Annotated in this window: 8 protein-coding genes; all 8 read right to left on the bottom strand. The window is 63.2% G+C overall.

Translation table 11 applies throughout. The features are described 5' to 3' along the window. Positions 1-78: 78 nt before the first annotated feature. The 8 genes from LIY36_RS20790 to glgA all read right to left on the bottom strand — a co-directional run bounded on the left by LIY36_RS20790 (position 79) and on the right by glgA (position 14,572). Positions 79-2,646: an autotransporter family protein gene (locus LIY36_RS20790; protein WP_226456927.1), complete on the bottom strand. Its 2,568-nt coding sequence runs from the start codon at positions 2,644-2,646 to the stop codon at positions 79-81. A 220-nt stretch (positions 2,647-2,866) separates the two neighbouring features. Next, positions 2,867-3,628, bottom strand: a complete 762-nt coding sequence (locus LIY36_RS20785; protein ID WP_226456926.1) for a PIG-L deacetylase family protein — start codon at positions 3,626-3,628, stop codon at positions 2,867-2,869. 196 nt (positions 3,629-3,824) lie between these two features. Further along, positions 3,825-5,984: a glycogen debranching protein GlgX gene (glgX, locus tag LIY36_RS20780; protein ID WP_226456925.1), complete on the bottom strand. Its 2,160-nt coding sequence runs from the start codon at positions 5,982-5,984 to the stop codon at positions 3,825-3,827. Positions 5,985-6,173: 189 nt separating this feature from the next. Further along, entirely contained in the window at positions 6,174-6,413 is a 240-nt protein-coding gene (locus tag LIY36_RS20775; protein WP_192300453.1) for a DUF2934 domain-containing protein, read from the bottom strand. Between the two features lie 24 nt (positions 6,414-6,437). Further along, positions 6,438-9,173 carry a malto-oligosyltrehalose synthase gene (locus tag LIY36_RS20770; protein WP_226456924.1) on the bottom strand — a complete coding sequence of 912 codons (2,736 nt, stop codon included), beginning with the start codon at positions 9,171-9,173 and terminating at the stop codon, positions 6,438-6,440. After that, the gene (gene malQ, locus LIY36_RS20765; RefSeq protein ID WP_226456923.1) at positions 9,170-11,254 is read right to left on the bottom strand and encodes a 4-alpha-glucanotransferase; all 2,085 of its coding nucleotides are present in this window, start codon (positions 11,252-11,254) and stop codon (positions 9,170-9,172) included. The genes LIY36_RS20770 and malQ overlap by 4 nt, the downstream gene beginning before the upstream one ends. Beyond that, on the bottom strand, positions 11,251-12,996 hold the full coding sequence (gene treZ / locus LIY36_RS20760; protein ID WP_226456922.1) for a malto-oligosyltrehalose trehalohydrolase: 1,746 nt from the start codon (positions 12,994-12,996) through the stop codon (positions 11,251-11,253). The genes malQ and treZ overlap by 4 nt, the downstream gene beginning before the upstream one ends. Before the next feature lie 19 nt (positions 12,997-13,015). After that, on the bottom strand, positions 13,016-14,572 hold the full coding sequence (gene glgA, locus LIY36_RS20755; protein WP_226456920.1) for a glycogen synthase GlgA: 1,557 nt from the start codon (positions 14,570-14,572) through the stop codon (positions 13,016-13,018). Between the last annotated feature and the right edge of the window lie 368 nt (positions 14,573-14,940).

Genomic DNA, 14,940 nt, shown 5'->3' with positions numbered 1-14,940 from the left:
GCGGGGCACTGCGAACGTGCATTTCAAGCGGGGGGTATCGCAGCGGCGCACGTATCCGCTGCGATACAACACAGCACCTCAGAACGCCATTCTCAGTCCCAGCGTACCTTGCCGACCGTTGAAGGCATTGCTGTCCAGGTTGCGGTTGAAGCCCACTTCGCTGTACAGGCTGATGCCCGGCGCCACCGTGAGGTCGGCGCCGAGGCTGACGCCCATCGTAGTGGATTTCTGTTCGGTATCGATGTCGGTGACATCGGCAAAGGTCACCGTGTTTTTACCTCCACGGGTGTGCCAGATGTTGGCACGGGCATAGGGTTGCAATGGCATGCCACTGACCTGGTAATCACCGCGCAGACGTGCGCCGAGGCGGCTGGTGACGGTGGTGTCGGCTTTATACGCAACGTCGGAGATACCGTCGTTTTGGCTGTCCAGTTTGGTCTTGCCGATGATTAGTTGGGCCTGGGGTTCGACGACCCAGTTGGCTACCACCGGGAAAGACCAACCCACTTCCGCCGAAGCAGACACGTTATGCCCACGGGTTTTCATCTTCACGCCACGGTCCGACTCGTTGTGGCCGTCGAGGCGCGAGCCCATCAACACCAGGTCCAGATAAGCCCGGTTGGCGCCGATCAGTGTCCAATACACACCGAGGCTGTCGCTGCGCAGGGTGGTGCTGCCGGCGTCCTTATCCTGCCAGCCGTCGTTGAAACCCTTGATGTCGCCCTTCAAACGGCTATGGCCGACGAAGAACCCGGCGTGGTGCACCTTGCCGTCGTCGGTGGCGAGGGTAAAGAGGTCGGTGCCCACTTGAAACCCGGTTGTGGAGCTGTCCAACGTGGGGTTTACCGTGCCGGCGAAGCTTTGCCGGCTGCTACTGCCGTAGACCCGGCCCCATCCCGCGTGAGGTAGGTCGGTCTGTTGCTGGTTCTGGTCACCCATGCGTTCGTGGTAAGTGCCAAGCATGCCTTGGACAATTTGCTGGGCGGCCGGAAACAGTGCGGCGTAGATCGATACTTCGGAGCGGTAGATTGGAATCGGGGTGATGACCGGGTTGGGCGGCAGCGGCGGTGTACCTGGCACCGGTTCCGGGAGCGGCGTGACGATCACCGGGTCCGGTGGTGGGATAACCGGTACCGTGGAGCGCAGGTAGTAGTTTTCTGCGGTGCCGTCGGTGACGCCACCCTTGAACAGATAGTAGTTAAATGCCCCTGCGGAAACGGAATGGGCCAGGCTAAAGGCACCGGCGCTACTGGTCGCACCGTTGGTGGCTTGCACTACCTGTATCCCGTCTTGCAACGAGCCTGCGCCCGCGCCGCCGAGGTTGGTGATGTCGATCTTGCTGGAGCCCTGGATCGTGCCTTTGCTGACCACCAGCTTGTCGCTGGCTGAGTTATCCGGCCCCAATACGGTCTGCAGGGCGAGCGTGCCGCCGGTCCCGATGTAATTGCCGTTGACGGTCAGGACGTCCGTGGCAGTGGTACTGCCGGTGGTCATGTCGATCGTTCCGCGGTTAGTCAGGGTTGCCAACTGGTTGCTGTCAAATGCGCTGATGGCACCGGTGTTGACCAGCAGTCTGCTGCTGCCGTTGAGCGTCATGGCGCCGGTTCCCGTACCGGCATCGCCCAGTACAAAGGTGCCTCTAAGGGTGAAGGTGGCGTTGTTGTCCAGCGTCACCTGTTCCCAGTTGGTATAGCGTCCGGGAGTGGTGGCCTGGGTGTTGTCGAATGTCAGCGTGTCGGTGCCCGTACCGCCGTCAATCAGTGAGGTAGAAGACACAAGGGGTTCATTCAAGTTCTGTAGCAGCGCCGTATCGTTGTCGGGGCCGAGCAGAATGAAGCCGTTGATTTTGCCGCCACCGATCCAACTGAAACGATCGTTGCCGGTACTGGCGAGGATTTGCCCGTTGATGGTGCCGCCAGTGACGGTGATCGTGTCCACGCCACCGCTGGTGCTGACATTGCCGCCGATGTAGGCGGTGCCCGAGATCAAAATGGTGTCGTCATCAAAGCCGGTCACCAGGTTGTTGATGATGGTCCCGCCACTCATGTCGAACAGGTTCTTGTCGAGCTTCATGTCCACCCGACCGATCGTGCCGCCGGTCATCTTGGCATCATCACCGTCCTCGAACGCACGGGTAATCGTGCCGCCACTCATGGAAAACTTGTCGTGCCCGTCGCCCTGGGCCAATGAGTCAATCGTGCCGCCACTCATGGAGAAATCGTCAACGCCGGCCCCCTGGTTGATCGCGCCTGCCTGGCCACCGCTGACCTGCGCAACATCGGTCCCCGAGCCCTGGTTCACAGCCCCGGTGATCGTGCCCTTGTTCAAGCGAAAGATATTCGCGCCATCCCCCATGTTCACCGCGCCGTTGATCTGCGTGTCCGGTGCGTCCAGTTGCACCAGATCGTTGCCTGGGCCCAGGGTCACATTGCCATTGATCACGCTGTTGCCACTGGGGAACAACACTTGGTTGTCGCCGGTCGCTGCGTTGATGCCGGGGTCGGTGCCACTGGTACAGGTAAACACCTGGCCGGTGGCAGGGCTGCCGCTGACGACACAGGCGCCCTGGGACAGCAGCGGCCACGCCGCGAGGATCGCCGACGTGGCGAGGCCGAAGTACAGCGGGGGGCAAGTGCGTATACGCATAATCCGTCCTCATGAATGAGCAATGCGGCTCAAACCATGACAACGTGATGCGCGATATGGATCAGGGAATACGGGGTACCTGCTCAAAAACACCGGCCAATGCAAGGGGTTGGCATGGCTTTCTCGACTGCACCTCAACCTGTGCAGCGCTGTTGCCACCTTAGTAGCAGAATCCAGCGCCCGCCACTGTGAGAATTGACAGGTATAGACGAGTGCGTGCCTAGACAAACACGATCTCATACGGGTCGCGCATGCGTTCCAGCAACACTTGCGCAAGCATGGGCGCCAAGCCGATCTCGGGGTCGCCCACCAACTGGCTGGCGTAGGCGTGGGCAGCGTGCAGCTTGCGCGCCACGCTCCAGGTATCCAGGCGTACCTTGCGCGCCCGTTGCCAGGGGATCACAGACGCCTCCCGCGTTGGCCAGTGCCACGCCCAGATCGGTAGCTCGTACAGGCGCGCCCCCACCAGGTTGCATGCATGGGCGGTGGCGCGACCGACTGCATCATGGTCGTCGTTGCCGTCGTTGCGCCAAGTGGTGAAGACCACATCCCCCGGCTGCAGGTAGCGGGCAATGAACTGGCCCAACGGTTGCTCGCGGGCGGCCAGGGCGTTGTCGCAAAAGCCGCCGCGAATCCACTTCAGGCTATGCAATGGCATGCCCAGGCGGCGCAGCGCCTCGACGCTTTCCTGGGGCCGCACCACGCTCAGGCGGCTTGCCGGCCACACGCTGGAGCCGGGGTGGCTGGCGCTGCCGTCGGTCACAGAGATCAGTTGCAGCGGATGATCCAGGGTGCTCAGCAGTTGCAGCAGACCGCCGCAAGCCAGCACTTCATCGCCCGGATGCGGGGCGACCACCACCACGCGGGTGTCCCGTGGTACCAGCGAAGTCGGATTGATTACGGGGATTTGCGCCAGTTGCGGGGCGCTGTTCCAGATTTGCGCCGGGCCGCGGCGGCCGTCGCTTAAGGAGGCAGGCTTCATGGGTGTCACATCCTTGTCGATTGATGCGGGTCGTACCCCGTTGACGGGACGACACTCTTTTATTCACTCCAGGCTCCGCTGGCGTGACTGCACGGCACTCCAACCCTGGAGTGCCGGCAAGGCGACTTGAGCATAGTCAACGATTGGTCGCTTTTACATCTTGGGATGTCGTTTTTTTACCGACTTGGTGGCTGGGTCACACCTCCTCCTCGTATTGCAGCTCAAACAACAGCAGCGAACGCCCAGTGGCCGCGTACTCGTGATCGAACTCGAAGCGTTCCTGGCCGCGCACGGCGGTCTGGTTGGTGTCGACCATGCACGTCCAGAAGCCGCCTTCAGGCACCGGCGGCAGGCGGAAGTTGACCATGTCGTGGTGCGCATTCACCACCAGCAGCAAGGTGGCATCGGCACCTGGCCGACGAATGCCGGTTTCCTGGGCACGGCCGTCCATCAGCATGCCCAGGCAGCGGCCATGGCTGTCCTGCCACTGCTCGGTGGTCATCTCATTGCCATCCGGCGCGAGCCAGGTGACGTCCTTGACGCCGATGTCTTCGTTGTAGTCGCCCACCAGGAAACGCCCACGGCGCAGGATCGGGTACGCCAGGCGCAGCTTGATCAGGCGTTTGACGAACTTGAGCAGGGCCTTGCCGTCTTCGTCCAGGTCCCAGTTGACCCAGCCGATTTCGCTGTCCTGGCAATAAGCGTTGTTGTTGCCATGTTGCGTACGCGCGAACTCGTCACCCGCGACGATCATCGGCGTGCCCTGGGCCAGCAGCAGCGTGGCGAAGAAGTTGCGCATCTGGCGCAGGCGCAGCTCGTTGATTTCCGGGTCGTCGGTGGGGCCTTCGACGCCGTGGTTCCAGGACAGGTTGTTGTTACTGCCGTCCTGATTGTTCTCGTCGTTGGCCTCGTTGTGTTTGTCGTTGTACGACACCAGGTCGTGCAGGGTGAAACCGTCGTGGGCGGTGATGAAGTTCACCGAGGCATAGGGCCGGCGGCCACGATGGTTGAACATCTCGCCGGAGGCGGTCATGCGTGCGGCGAAGTCGGCGAGTTGGCCGTCATCGCCTTTCCAGAAGGCGCGCACGGTGTCGCGGAAACGGTCGTTCCATTCCACCCAGCCCGGCGGGAAGTTGCCGACTTGATAACCGCCGGGGCCGCAGTCCCAGGGTTCGGCGATAAGCTTGAGCTGGCGCAACACCGGGTCCTGGCGGCAGGCGACGAGGAAACTGTGGCGCTCGTCGAACCCCTCGCGGTAGCGCCCGAGGATCGTCGCCAGGTCGAAGCGGAAGCCGTCGACGTGCATCTCGTTGGCCCAGTAGCGCAGCGAGTCGGTGACCATTTGCAGCACGCACGGGTGACTCAGGTCGAGGGTGTTGCCGGTGCCGGAATCGTTGATATAGAAGCGCTTGTCATCCGGCATCAGGCGGTAGTACGAGGCGTTGTCGATACCGCGCATGGACAGGGTCGGGCCGCGCTCGTTGCCCTCGGCGGTGTGGTTGTAGACCACGTCGAGGATTACTTCGAGCTTCTGCTCGTGCAGGTGCGCGACCATTTCCTTGAACTCGGCGATCTTGCCGCTGGCCAGGTAACGCGGGTCGGGGGCAAAAAACGCGATGCTGTTGTAGCCCCAATAGTTGGTCATGCCTTTTTGCAGCAGGTGCTGGTCGTTGACGAACGCGTGCACTGGCAGCAGTTCGACGGAGGACACGCCGAGCTGGCGGATGTGCTTGAGCACATCATCTTCCATCAACCCCGCGCAGGTGCCACGCACGGATTCGCCGACGCTGGGGTGGCGCATGCTGATGCCGCGCAGGTGGGTTTCGTAGATGATCGTGCGGTCCCACGGCACCCGCACCGGCTGGTCGTTGCCCCAGGTGTGCGCCGGGTCGATGACCTTGCACTTGGGCACGAAGGGCGCGCTGTCGCGTTCGTCGAAACTGAGGTCGTCGTCCGGGTGGCCGATGGTGTAGCCGAACAGCGCCTCGGACCATTTGAGCGCCCCGACCAATTGCTTGGCATAAGGGTCGATCAGCAATTTGTGATGGTTGAAACGGTGACCGTTGGCCGGGTCATACGGGCCGTACACGCGGTAGCCGTAGATAAGCCCCGGGTGGGCGTCAGGCAGGTAGCCGTGGAAGGTTTCATCGGTGTATTCGGGCAGCTCGATGCGCTCCAGCTCCACCTCGCCGCTGTCGTCGAACAGGCACAGCTCGACCTTGGTCGCGTTGGCCGAGAACAGCGCAAAGTTGACGCCCAGACCGTCCCAGGTAGCGCCGAGGGGGAAGGGCAAACCTTCACGAATCCGCGACGGCTCGTTTTTAGGCGTCGATGGGGTGTTGTCGGGTTTGCTCATTGAGTTGCTCCTGCAGAATTTTTTCGGGACGAACGCGGCCGTGCTGACGGTGGTCAGGTGAGCATTGAATTCAGAGTGAAATGCGCCCCCTGTGGAAGCGGGCTTGCCCGCGAATGCCGAGTGTCAGTCAGTGCATCGGTGCTGACCCAGCGCATTCGCGGGCAAGCCCGCTCCCACAGGGAAGTGCGCTCAACTGGCCGGTTTGCGCGGGGCCTTGGGTTTTTTCTCGGCGGGCGGCTTGGCGGCTGGCTTGGGCTTGGCCGCCGCTTTCGGTTTGGCTGCCGGCTTAGGCTTGCTCGGCGTCAAAGCTTCGGCTTCCGCCAGCTTGCGTGCCATCTCCCAATGGCGCGTGTCCTGGCCGTGGGGTTTGCCCTCCGACTCCCAGATCTGGTGTGCCAGTTCCCGTATGCGTTTGTCTTCAGTACTCATCGCAATGCTCCTCACAGAAAATGTTCAGCTCTCTTGATCATCAGGATTAATAAAGACGTTGACCGGGAAATCCCCCAGGGCAGTGCTCAGCGGCAGCTCCTTGTTTGGTGTGACTGCGCCTGTGTGGAAAAGTCCCTTCCATTTTTGTGTCGTGGCGGCGAACGGTAGTGTGACCCGTGTATCGCCCCAAACCTGCGCATTGATCTGGGGAAACACACCGTTTTCAAGCAGGCAATGGGACCAGCGTGGCACCACCACCACGAGGTATTTGCCCTGGTGTTCGCGGGCGAACGCGACAACGTGCGCGGCGTGTTTGCCCAGCACTTGCAGCGGCGTGTAGCGGCCACTGTGGAACAGTTCGGGGTAGGCCTTGCGCAGGGCCAAGGCCTGGGCGATCACCGCCTGTTTGATACGCCCGTCGCGCCAGTGGAACAACAGTTCGCCGATGTCCGGTGGGGTGCGCAACGCCTGTTGCCGGGCGTTGAAATCCACCGGGCGACGGTTGTCCGGGTCCACCAGGCTGAAGTCCCAGAACTCGGCGCCCTGGTACAGGTCCGGCACCCCCGGCACGGTGATGCGAAGCAAGGATTGCGCCAGCCCATTGATCGCGCCAGCCGGGGCGATGACCTGGGCGGCGTTGCCAATGGCGCTGCGCAAGGCGTGGCCTTCAGCGCTCAGCAGCAAGCGCGACAGAAAGGTTTCGACGCCGCGCTCGTAGGCCTCGTTGGGCGCGCTCCAACTGCTGTGCAACTTGGCCTCGCGCAAGGCTTTTTGTTGCCACTGCCAGAGGCGTTGTTGGTAACCCTCGAGGTCTGCACCGAGGTCCAGTGGCCAACTGCCCAGCAGCACTTGATAGAGGATCAGTTCATCGCCTGCGGCGGGGCTGGTGTCACTGCGCAACGGCGCGGCAAGGCTGCGCCAGTGTTCCACTTGCTCGGCAAACCACGGTGCGCATTCACTCAGCACCGCCAGGCGTGCGCGGCTGTCTTCGCCGCGCTTGTGGTCGTGGGTGGCGGTGGCCAGCAGGTTATCGGGGAAGCTCTGCAAGCGCTGCCGGTTGACGGCATGAAACTCGGCCAGCGGCGCACTGAAGTGCTCGGTGCTGAAGCCCACATCGTTGCGCGACAACAGCACCGCCGAACGATAGAACGCTGTGTCTTCCACCGCCTTGGCCGCCGCCGGCGAGGTCAGTTGCTGGAACCGTACGCAGGCATGCTTGAGGATCTTGCGCTCACGCCCCAGCGGGCGATCGCGCCAGGGTTGGCCGCCTAGCCAGTTGGCCAGGTGGTCAAGCACCGGCCAGTCGCCTTCGCCCAAGGTGCTGCGGGCGCCGTCCATGGCCTGCTGGAACACACGCTCATCGGCGGCACTGCGGCCGCGGGCGCTGATGTAGGTGCGGTACACCGGGAAATGCACGATCAATTCCTGCAAGGCACGGCGGATTGCGCCAAGGGTCAGGTCGCGGGTCATCACGTCGTCGCGGGCCACTTGCAGCAGGGCCTGGGCCACGCTTTCAAAGTCGCCGCCGAGGGAGCCGTTGAGGATTTGCTGGCGGGCCAGGCGCGCTTCCTCGATGAACGCCGACGGGCGCTCGCTGTGGCGCGTCCACAGCTCGGCCAGTGGGGCGAAGCCGTCCGGGTGATGTTGCAGCAACGACAGTTGGTTCATGAATTCGTAGCCGGTGGTGCCGTCCACCTGCCAGTCTTCACGCAGGGTTTCACCGTCGCCGAGGATCTTCTCGACAAAGATCGGCAAGTGCCGTCCGGGCGCCAGCGAGTCCACGCGTCGGCGCAGCTTGCGGCAGTAGCCGCGTGGGTCGGCCAGGCCGTCGATATGGTCGATGCGCAGGCCGTCCACCAGGCCTTCGCTGATCAGTTCGAAGATCTTGCCGTGGGTGGCTTCGAACACCGCACTGCGTTCGACACGCAGGCCGCCGAGCTCGTTGACGTCGAAGAAGCGCCGCCAGTTGATGTCGTCCGCCGCCGTACGCCAGCTGGCCAGGCGGTAGGCTTGTTGTTCCAGCAGATGATGCAGGCGGTCGAAGTCGAACCTGGCCAACTGTTGCTCGATGGCGCGCAGGACCTGGTCCTCGCTGGCGCGTTCGGCCAGTAACTGTTTGAGCCGTGCGGCCTCGTGGTAGGCGTCGTCTTGATAGGCGAGGGCGCTGAAGCGCTCGGCCAGCGGCTGGAGCAATGGGTCGGCGCCGAGGATCGCGGGGTAATCCCGTGGGCAGATCGGGAAGTGGTGTTCGTAATGCGCGACGTAAAACGCGCCGTGGGCCGCATCAAATTGCAGGGTCACAGTGCCGCTCTGCAAAGCTTCGCCGTAATCGCTGCCGAGGAACGGCATGAGCAATTGGCCCTTGAGCAACGGGTCTGGCGAGTGCCACTGGATGTCGAAAAACTCGCTGTAGGGGCTCAAGCGCCCCCACTCCAGCAGGTCCAGCCACCAGGGGTTATCGGCGCCGCCGACGGCCATGTGGTTGGAGACAATATCGAGGATCAGCCCCATGTCGTGTTCGCGCAAAGCGGCCACCAGGCGCCGTAATGCCGCTTCACCGCCCAGCTCGGGATTGACACGCGTGGGGTCGACCACATCGTAGCCATGCATGGAGCCGGCGCGGGCGCTGAGCAGCGGCGAAGCATACAGATGACTGATTCCCAGCGCGGCGAAGTACGGCACCAGCGGCACCGCATCATCCAGGGTAAAGCCGCGATGAAATTGCAGGCGTTGGGTCGCGCGTAGCGGCAGTGTTTTCATCGGTCACGCTCGTAGGCCTGGTTGCGCGCCACGGCCAGCAGTTCCAGGCGGCGTGCGGCACCGGCGTTGTCGAGCAGGCTGGAGGCTTCGCCCGGCAAGCGTCGGCGCCAATTGGGGTGGGTGTCGATGGTGCCCGGCAGGTTGGCTTGCTCGTCCACGGCCAGGGCATCTTCCAGCGGCAGCAGCACCAGCGGCGCACGAGTGTGGCCCAGGTAACGCACGCTGGCGTCGATCATGTGGTCGGTTTCGTTGCGAATCTCATCGACGAAATTCTGCGGGTCCTGGCTCAAGGCCTGACGCAGCGCCTGGCGCTCGCGCAGGCGGTGTTCGCTCCATTGCTCGACAGTGGGCGCGTCGACCAGGCCGAGCTGGATATTCCACTCGATGTCGCGGCTGTGCCACCAGCCGTTGAGGGTTGGCAGGTCGTGGGTGCTGGTGGTGGCCAGGGCGTTGTCGGGCCAGTCGAGGATCGGCTTGAACTGGCCGTCGTGACCCTGTTCGAACAGCAGCACGCGCATGCCCAGGATCGAGCGCCCGATGAGTTTTTCGCGCAGGCCATCGGGCACGGTGCCGAGGTCTTCGCCGAGGACAATGGCTTGGTGGCGGTGGGATTCGAGGGCGAGCAAGCGCAGCAGGTCGTCCACCGGGTAATACAGGTAAGCGCCGTCCCGTGGCGAGGCATCCATGGGGATCACCCACAGGCGTTGCAGGCCCATCACATGGTCGATGCGCAAGCCGCCGGCGTGGGCGAAGTTGGCGCGCAGCATCTCGATGAAGGCGCGAAAGCCGTTGCGTTGCAGACCCTCCGGAGAAAACGCGGAAATCCCCCAGCCCTGGCCTGCACGATTGAGGATGTCCGGTGGTGCGCCGACGGTGAGGTCGGCGAGCAGTTCATCCTGACGGCTCCAGGCCTGGCTGCCACCGCCGTCGGCGCCCACGGCGAGGTCAGCGATCAGGCCGACGCCCATGCCACTGCCCCGCGCGGCTTGTTGTGCGCGTTCCAGGCAACGGGCGATCAGCCATTGGCTGAAGGCGAAATAACCGATCTCGCTGGCGTGCTCTGCGGCGAATTGTGCCAGTGCCGGGCTTTGTGGGTCGCGCCAATCCTGGGGCCAGTGGCGCCAGTCGAGATCCTCACCGGCTGCGGCGCGCGCGGCTTGTACGGCTTCGAAGCGGCAGTGGTTTTCGAGGGCTTCGCCGCCAGCCTGGCGGAAGCTGAGGAAGTCGGCGTGTTGCGGGTGATGGCCGTGGCGGAAGTCTTCATACAGCGCGCGCAGCAGGCGTTGCTTGGCTTTGGCTGCGCTGGGCCAGTCGATCAGGCTGTGTTGTTCCAGGTCGTGCAGTTCTTCCGTCAGGCCCAGGGCCTCGATGGCACTGCGCACTTCGCGTTCGCCGAGGATGCAGGCGGGCGAGGCGTACAGGCTGTTGAGGAACAAGCGGCTGGACGGCGAATACGGACTGTAGCGCCCGGTATCGGCGCTGAACATCGCGTGCATCGGGCTGATCGCCAAGGCATCGGCCCCGCGTTCGGCGGCCGCGCGCGCCAGGTGTTCCAGGGCCAGGGTGTCGCCAAAGCCGCCGTCGCCCAAGCGACGCAGGGCATAGAGTTGGGCGCTGATGCCCCAGGCACGCGCGGGTTGGCTATGCACCGCTTCGGCCACGCTGTAGCAGTGGGTAGGCGCGACGGCGAGGGTGAAGGTCTGGCCAGCGATGTGCACGTGGTGATAGCCGACGGCGATGACGCCGGGCAGTAGCGCATTGCCGTCGAGGCGCAGCTCCAGGGTGTCGCCGCCTTCAAGGCTGACCCGGCACAGGGTGTCGGGTTCGAAGTAATGCGCCAGGTTGAGGCTGTCGCCGCTGTCGACTGTCATCAAGGGCGGCAATTGCCTGTCCTGTTGGGCGTGCTCCAGTTGCAGCAGGCTGGCGTCGACCTCGGCGTCGCTGTCGGCGGGGTGGCCCAGGCCCTTGAGCACGGCGCGCAGGGCCTCGGGTTTGACGCGTTGTGGGCGGCCGTTGGCGTCGATCCAATCGACGGCCAGGCCCGCGCGGCTGGCGAGGATTTCCAGGTTCGCTTCGCTCAAGAGTGCTCTCCAACAGGGGATAGGGTGACGCGTGCGCTGTACGGCGGCAGTTGTGCGCCTTGGTCGGCAGGCGTTTCGAATAGCAGGTGTTCGGCGCGGTGATACGCGAGTGCGGTGGCGCTCAGATTGAGGTCGATCTGCAGCAGGCTGCCGTTGCCCAGGCGCCAACGTGCACTGACGGCGCCCTCGGCCAGCACCTGTGCGCCCAATGCGACGCTGCCGGGCAGGTGCGGCACCAAGTGGCGGTGGCGCAGGCTGAGCAACTGGCGATAGAGCCGGGCCTGGGGGTGGTCGGTGAAGGTCGGTGTCGAGTGTTCAAAGGTGCGCAGGGCGTTCGGGTCGGGAATGCGTTTGCGCAGCGCCGGTTCGTTGAATGCGGCGAAGTCGGCAAATTCATTGCGTCGGCCTTCGCGCACCGCTTCGGCCAGTTCGCCGTGGTGGTCGGTGAAAAACAGAAACGGTTCGCTGGCGTTGACTTCATCGCCCATAAACAGCTGCGGGATCATCGGTGACAGCAGCAGCAACGTGGTTGCCGCCTGAAGTGCCTGGGGTGAGCAGAGTTGATGCAAGCGTTCACCGAGGGCGCGGTTGCCGATCTGGTCATGGTTCTGCAAGAACAGCACAAACGCGGTCGGCGGCAGATGGCCGCTGGGTTCGCCGCGTGTGTGGCCGTGGCGGGTGGTATCGCCCTGGTAGATGAAGCCTTCGCCCAGGCAGCGGGCGAGCTTGGCCGTGGTGTCGGTGGCGAAGTCACTGTAATAGGCGTCGGTCTCGCCGGTGAGCAACACGTGCAGGGCGTTGTGGCCGTCGTCATTCCACTGCGCGTCGAAATCGTGCTCGAGCAGGTTGGCCTGGTTGAATTCGTTCTCCAGCACCAACCACACGTGGCGGCCGGTATCGACTTGCTGGCGCACCCGTTGCGCCAGCTCCTTGAGGAACCCCGGGTTGTCGATGGCGTGCACGGCGTCCAGGCGCAGGCCGTCGAAGCGGTATTCAAGTAGCCACATCAGCGCGTTGTCGAGGAAGAAGTTGCGCACTTCACGGCGTTCGAAGTCGATGCCGGCGCCCCAAGGCGTGTGCACCTCTTCGCGAAAGAAACCCTGGGCGTATTGGCCCAAGTAATTGCCGTCGGGGCCGAAGTGGTTGTAGACCACGTCGAGGATCACCGCCAGACCGTGTTCATGGGCGCTGTCGATCAGGTGCTTGAGCTGCTCGGGCGTGCCGTAGCTGGCGTGGGGCGCATAGGGCAAAACCCCGTCGTAGCCCCAGTTGCGTTCGCCGGGGAACTGCGCCAATGGCATCAGCTCGATCGCAGTCACGCCCAGCTCGGCCAGGCGCGGCAGGTGTTGTTCTACGGCGGCGTAACCGCCCAACGCGCCGACGTGCAGTTCATAGATCACCGCTTCGTGCCACGGACGGCCGTGCCACTGGCTGTGTCGCCATTGATAGGCGAGGGGGTCGACGACCCGGCTCCAGCCATGCACGTCCGTGGCCTGGGCCCGGGACGCCGGGTCGGGGACATCCTTTTCCCCATCGATATTGAAGCGGTAGCGCGTGCCTGCCGGGCAGGCTATTTCAGTTTCAAACCAGCCATCTGCCTGGGGCAGCATGGCGACGGACTTACCGTGTTCCAATTCAACGCTGACGTAATACGCGTCTGGCGCCCACAAGGCAAAACGCGTGTGTTGCGCGTCCAGCATGATTGCGCCGTGGGGCCAGGTTTCCAGAGTCCGTGACGGCATCTACAGAGACCTCCCATGTCTATTTATTGGCGGATTTCCCCAGGGCCTTGGCCACAAGCTGTTCGTACAGTTCGGCGTAGGGTTCCACCGCCTGGCACCAGTTGAAGGGTTGGGTCATGGCGCGCGAACGCATGGCATTGAGCAGGCCCGGGAAGGCGAAGACCCTGAACGCTCGGCTCAGGGCTTCGCGGTAACTTTCTACGCTGGATTCATTGAACAGGAAGCCGGTGACGCCATCTTCAATGGTGTCTGCGAGCCCGCCGGTGTTGCGCGCCACCGGCAGCGAGCCGAAACGTTGCGCGTACATCTGGCTCAGGCCGCACGGCTCATAGCGCGAGGGCATCAACAGGAAATCGCTGCCGGCAAACATGCGCCGGGCGTCGGTTTCGTTGAAGCCGATGCGCACGCCGACCTGGCCGGGAAAGCGCAGCGCCAGTTCGCGCATGGCCTGTTCTTCTTCCGGCTCGCCACGGCCGATGATCGCGATCTGGCCGCCGTTTTCAACGATAAAGCCGGCTACGGCTTCGGTGAGGTCCAGGCCTTTCTGGTAGACCAGGCGCGAGACCACTGCGAACAGCGGGCCTTTGGAGTCGTGCAGGCCGAACAGTCGGCGCACGTGGCCGGCGTTGATGGCCTTGCCGTTCCAGTCGCCAATATTGAAATTATGTTGCAGGTGCGTATCGGTGGAGGTTTCCCAACTTTCATCGATGCCGTTCGGGATGCCGCTGAGCAGGCCTTGCTGGGTCTTGCTGGCCAGGAAACCATCGAGGCCGCAGCCGAATTCGGGGGTGGTGATCTCTTGGGCGTACGTTGCGCTCACCGTGGTGATATGGCTGGAATACGCCATGCCAGCCTTGAGGAACGACATCTTGCCGTAGAACTCCATGCCTTCCTGTTGCAGGGCGTGGGGCGGAATGCCCAACTCCGGCGTGGAGGCCAGGCTGACCACGCCTTGATAGGCCAGGTTGTGGATGGTGAACAGCGTCGGCGTGCGTGACCCACGCCAGTGCATATAGGCCGGCGCCAGGCCAGCGGGCCAGTCGTGGGCGTGCACCAGGTCAGGGCACCAGTGGATCTGCGCAAGGTTGGCGGCCATGTCGGCGGCGGCCAGGCCGAGGCGGGCGAAGCGGATATGGTTGTCCGGCCAGTCGCGACCGTTGTTGGCGCCGTAGGGCGTGCCTTCACGTTCGTACAGTTCGGGGCAGATCAGCACATAGATGACCAGGCCGTCCTTGAGGTCCATGCGCCCGATCTTGCACGGCGGCAGCGCAGCGTGGCCGCCCAGCTCGCCGACGATATGAATCGGGTTATCGCTTTCCATCACCTGTGGGTACCCGGGGATCAACACGCGTACATCGTGCAGATGGGCCATGGCGCGGGGCAGGGCGGCGGACACGTCGCCGAGGCCGCCGGTCTTGACCAGGTCGGCGAATTCAGAGGTGACAAACAAGACTTTCTTGCGGTTGGGATTTTCGTTCACGACCTGCCGCACAGTGGTGGGCAGGTCGACCAATGATGGCCCCCCTACCGGCTGACTGACACGCTCTCCCTGAACAACTACAGCGGCATTGATCATAATTCACTCCCACATGTTGGTTGGCTAATGGCCCGCTGCCATCAGCTCCGATGACCGCTTCCTGCGGTCAGGCGCACAAGCACTGTACAAACTGGCAAGGCGTATGCCAGATGCACATTTGGCTCGAAAAGATTGGATGGACGGGCATTGGGGATGAACTCCACGTGCTCGCCTCACCTTAAAACTGGACCTACGGCAGAGTTGGAAAGTTTCGATTTTTTGCGGGGTTTTTGTTTTGAAACGGACCCATCGGTCATCAGTCTAGGACAGATCCCAGAGCCCGTAGGGTTTGTGAGAAATTTTTGTAGGACAAAAAACTTGTAACCCTATACCGCTTTGAAAGCATGCCCAGAAAGTACGCGGATAGG

This window comes from Pseudomonas sp. AF03-9, assembly GCF_020515815.1.
In the GTDB taxonomy this organism is placed as follows: Bacteria; Pseudomonadota; Gammaproteobacteria; order Pseudomonadales; family Pseudomonadaceae; genus Aquipseudomonas.
This window is presented reverse-complemented; position numbering and strand designations above follow the sequence as displayed.

What these genes read in the sequence shown, in the direction of transcription:
- LIY36_RS20770 (WP_226456924.1), bottom strand. Translation starts at nt 9,173, where the DNA reads ATGAAAACACTGCCGCTACGCGCGACCCAACGCCTGCAATTTCATCGC.
- LIY36_RS20775 (WP_192300453.1), bottom strand. Translation starts at nt 6,413, where the DNA reads ATGAGTACTGAAGACAAACGCATACGGGAACTGGCACACCAGATCTGG.
- LIY36_RS20790 (WP_226456927.1), bottom strand. Translation starts at nt 2,646, where the DNA reads ATGCGTATACGCACTTGCCCCCCGCTGTACTTCGGCCTCGCCACGTCG.
- glgX (WP_226456925.1), bottom strand. Translation starts at nt 5,984, where the DNA reads ATGAGCAAACCCGACAACACCCCATCGACGCCTAAAAACGAGCCGTCG.
- treZ (WP_226456922.1), bottom strand. Translation starts at nt 12,996, where the DNA reads ATGCCGTCACGGACTCTGGAAACCTGGCCCCACGGCGCAATCATGCTG.
- glgA (WP_226456920.1), bottom strand. Translation starts at nt 14,572, where the DNA reads ATGATCAATGCCGCTGTAGTTGTTCAGGGAGAGCGTGTCAGTCAGCCG.
- LIY36_RS20785 (WP_226456926.1), bottom strand. Translation starts at nt 3,628, where the DNA reads ATGAAGCCTGCCTCCTTAAGCGACGGCCGCCGCGGCCCGGCGCAAATC.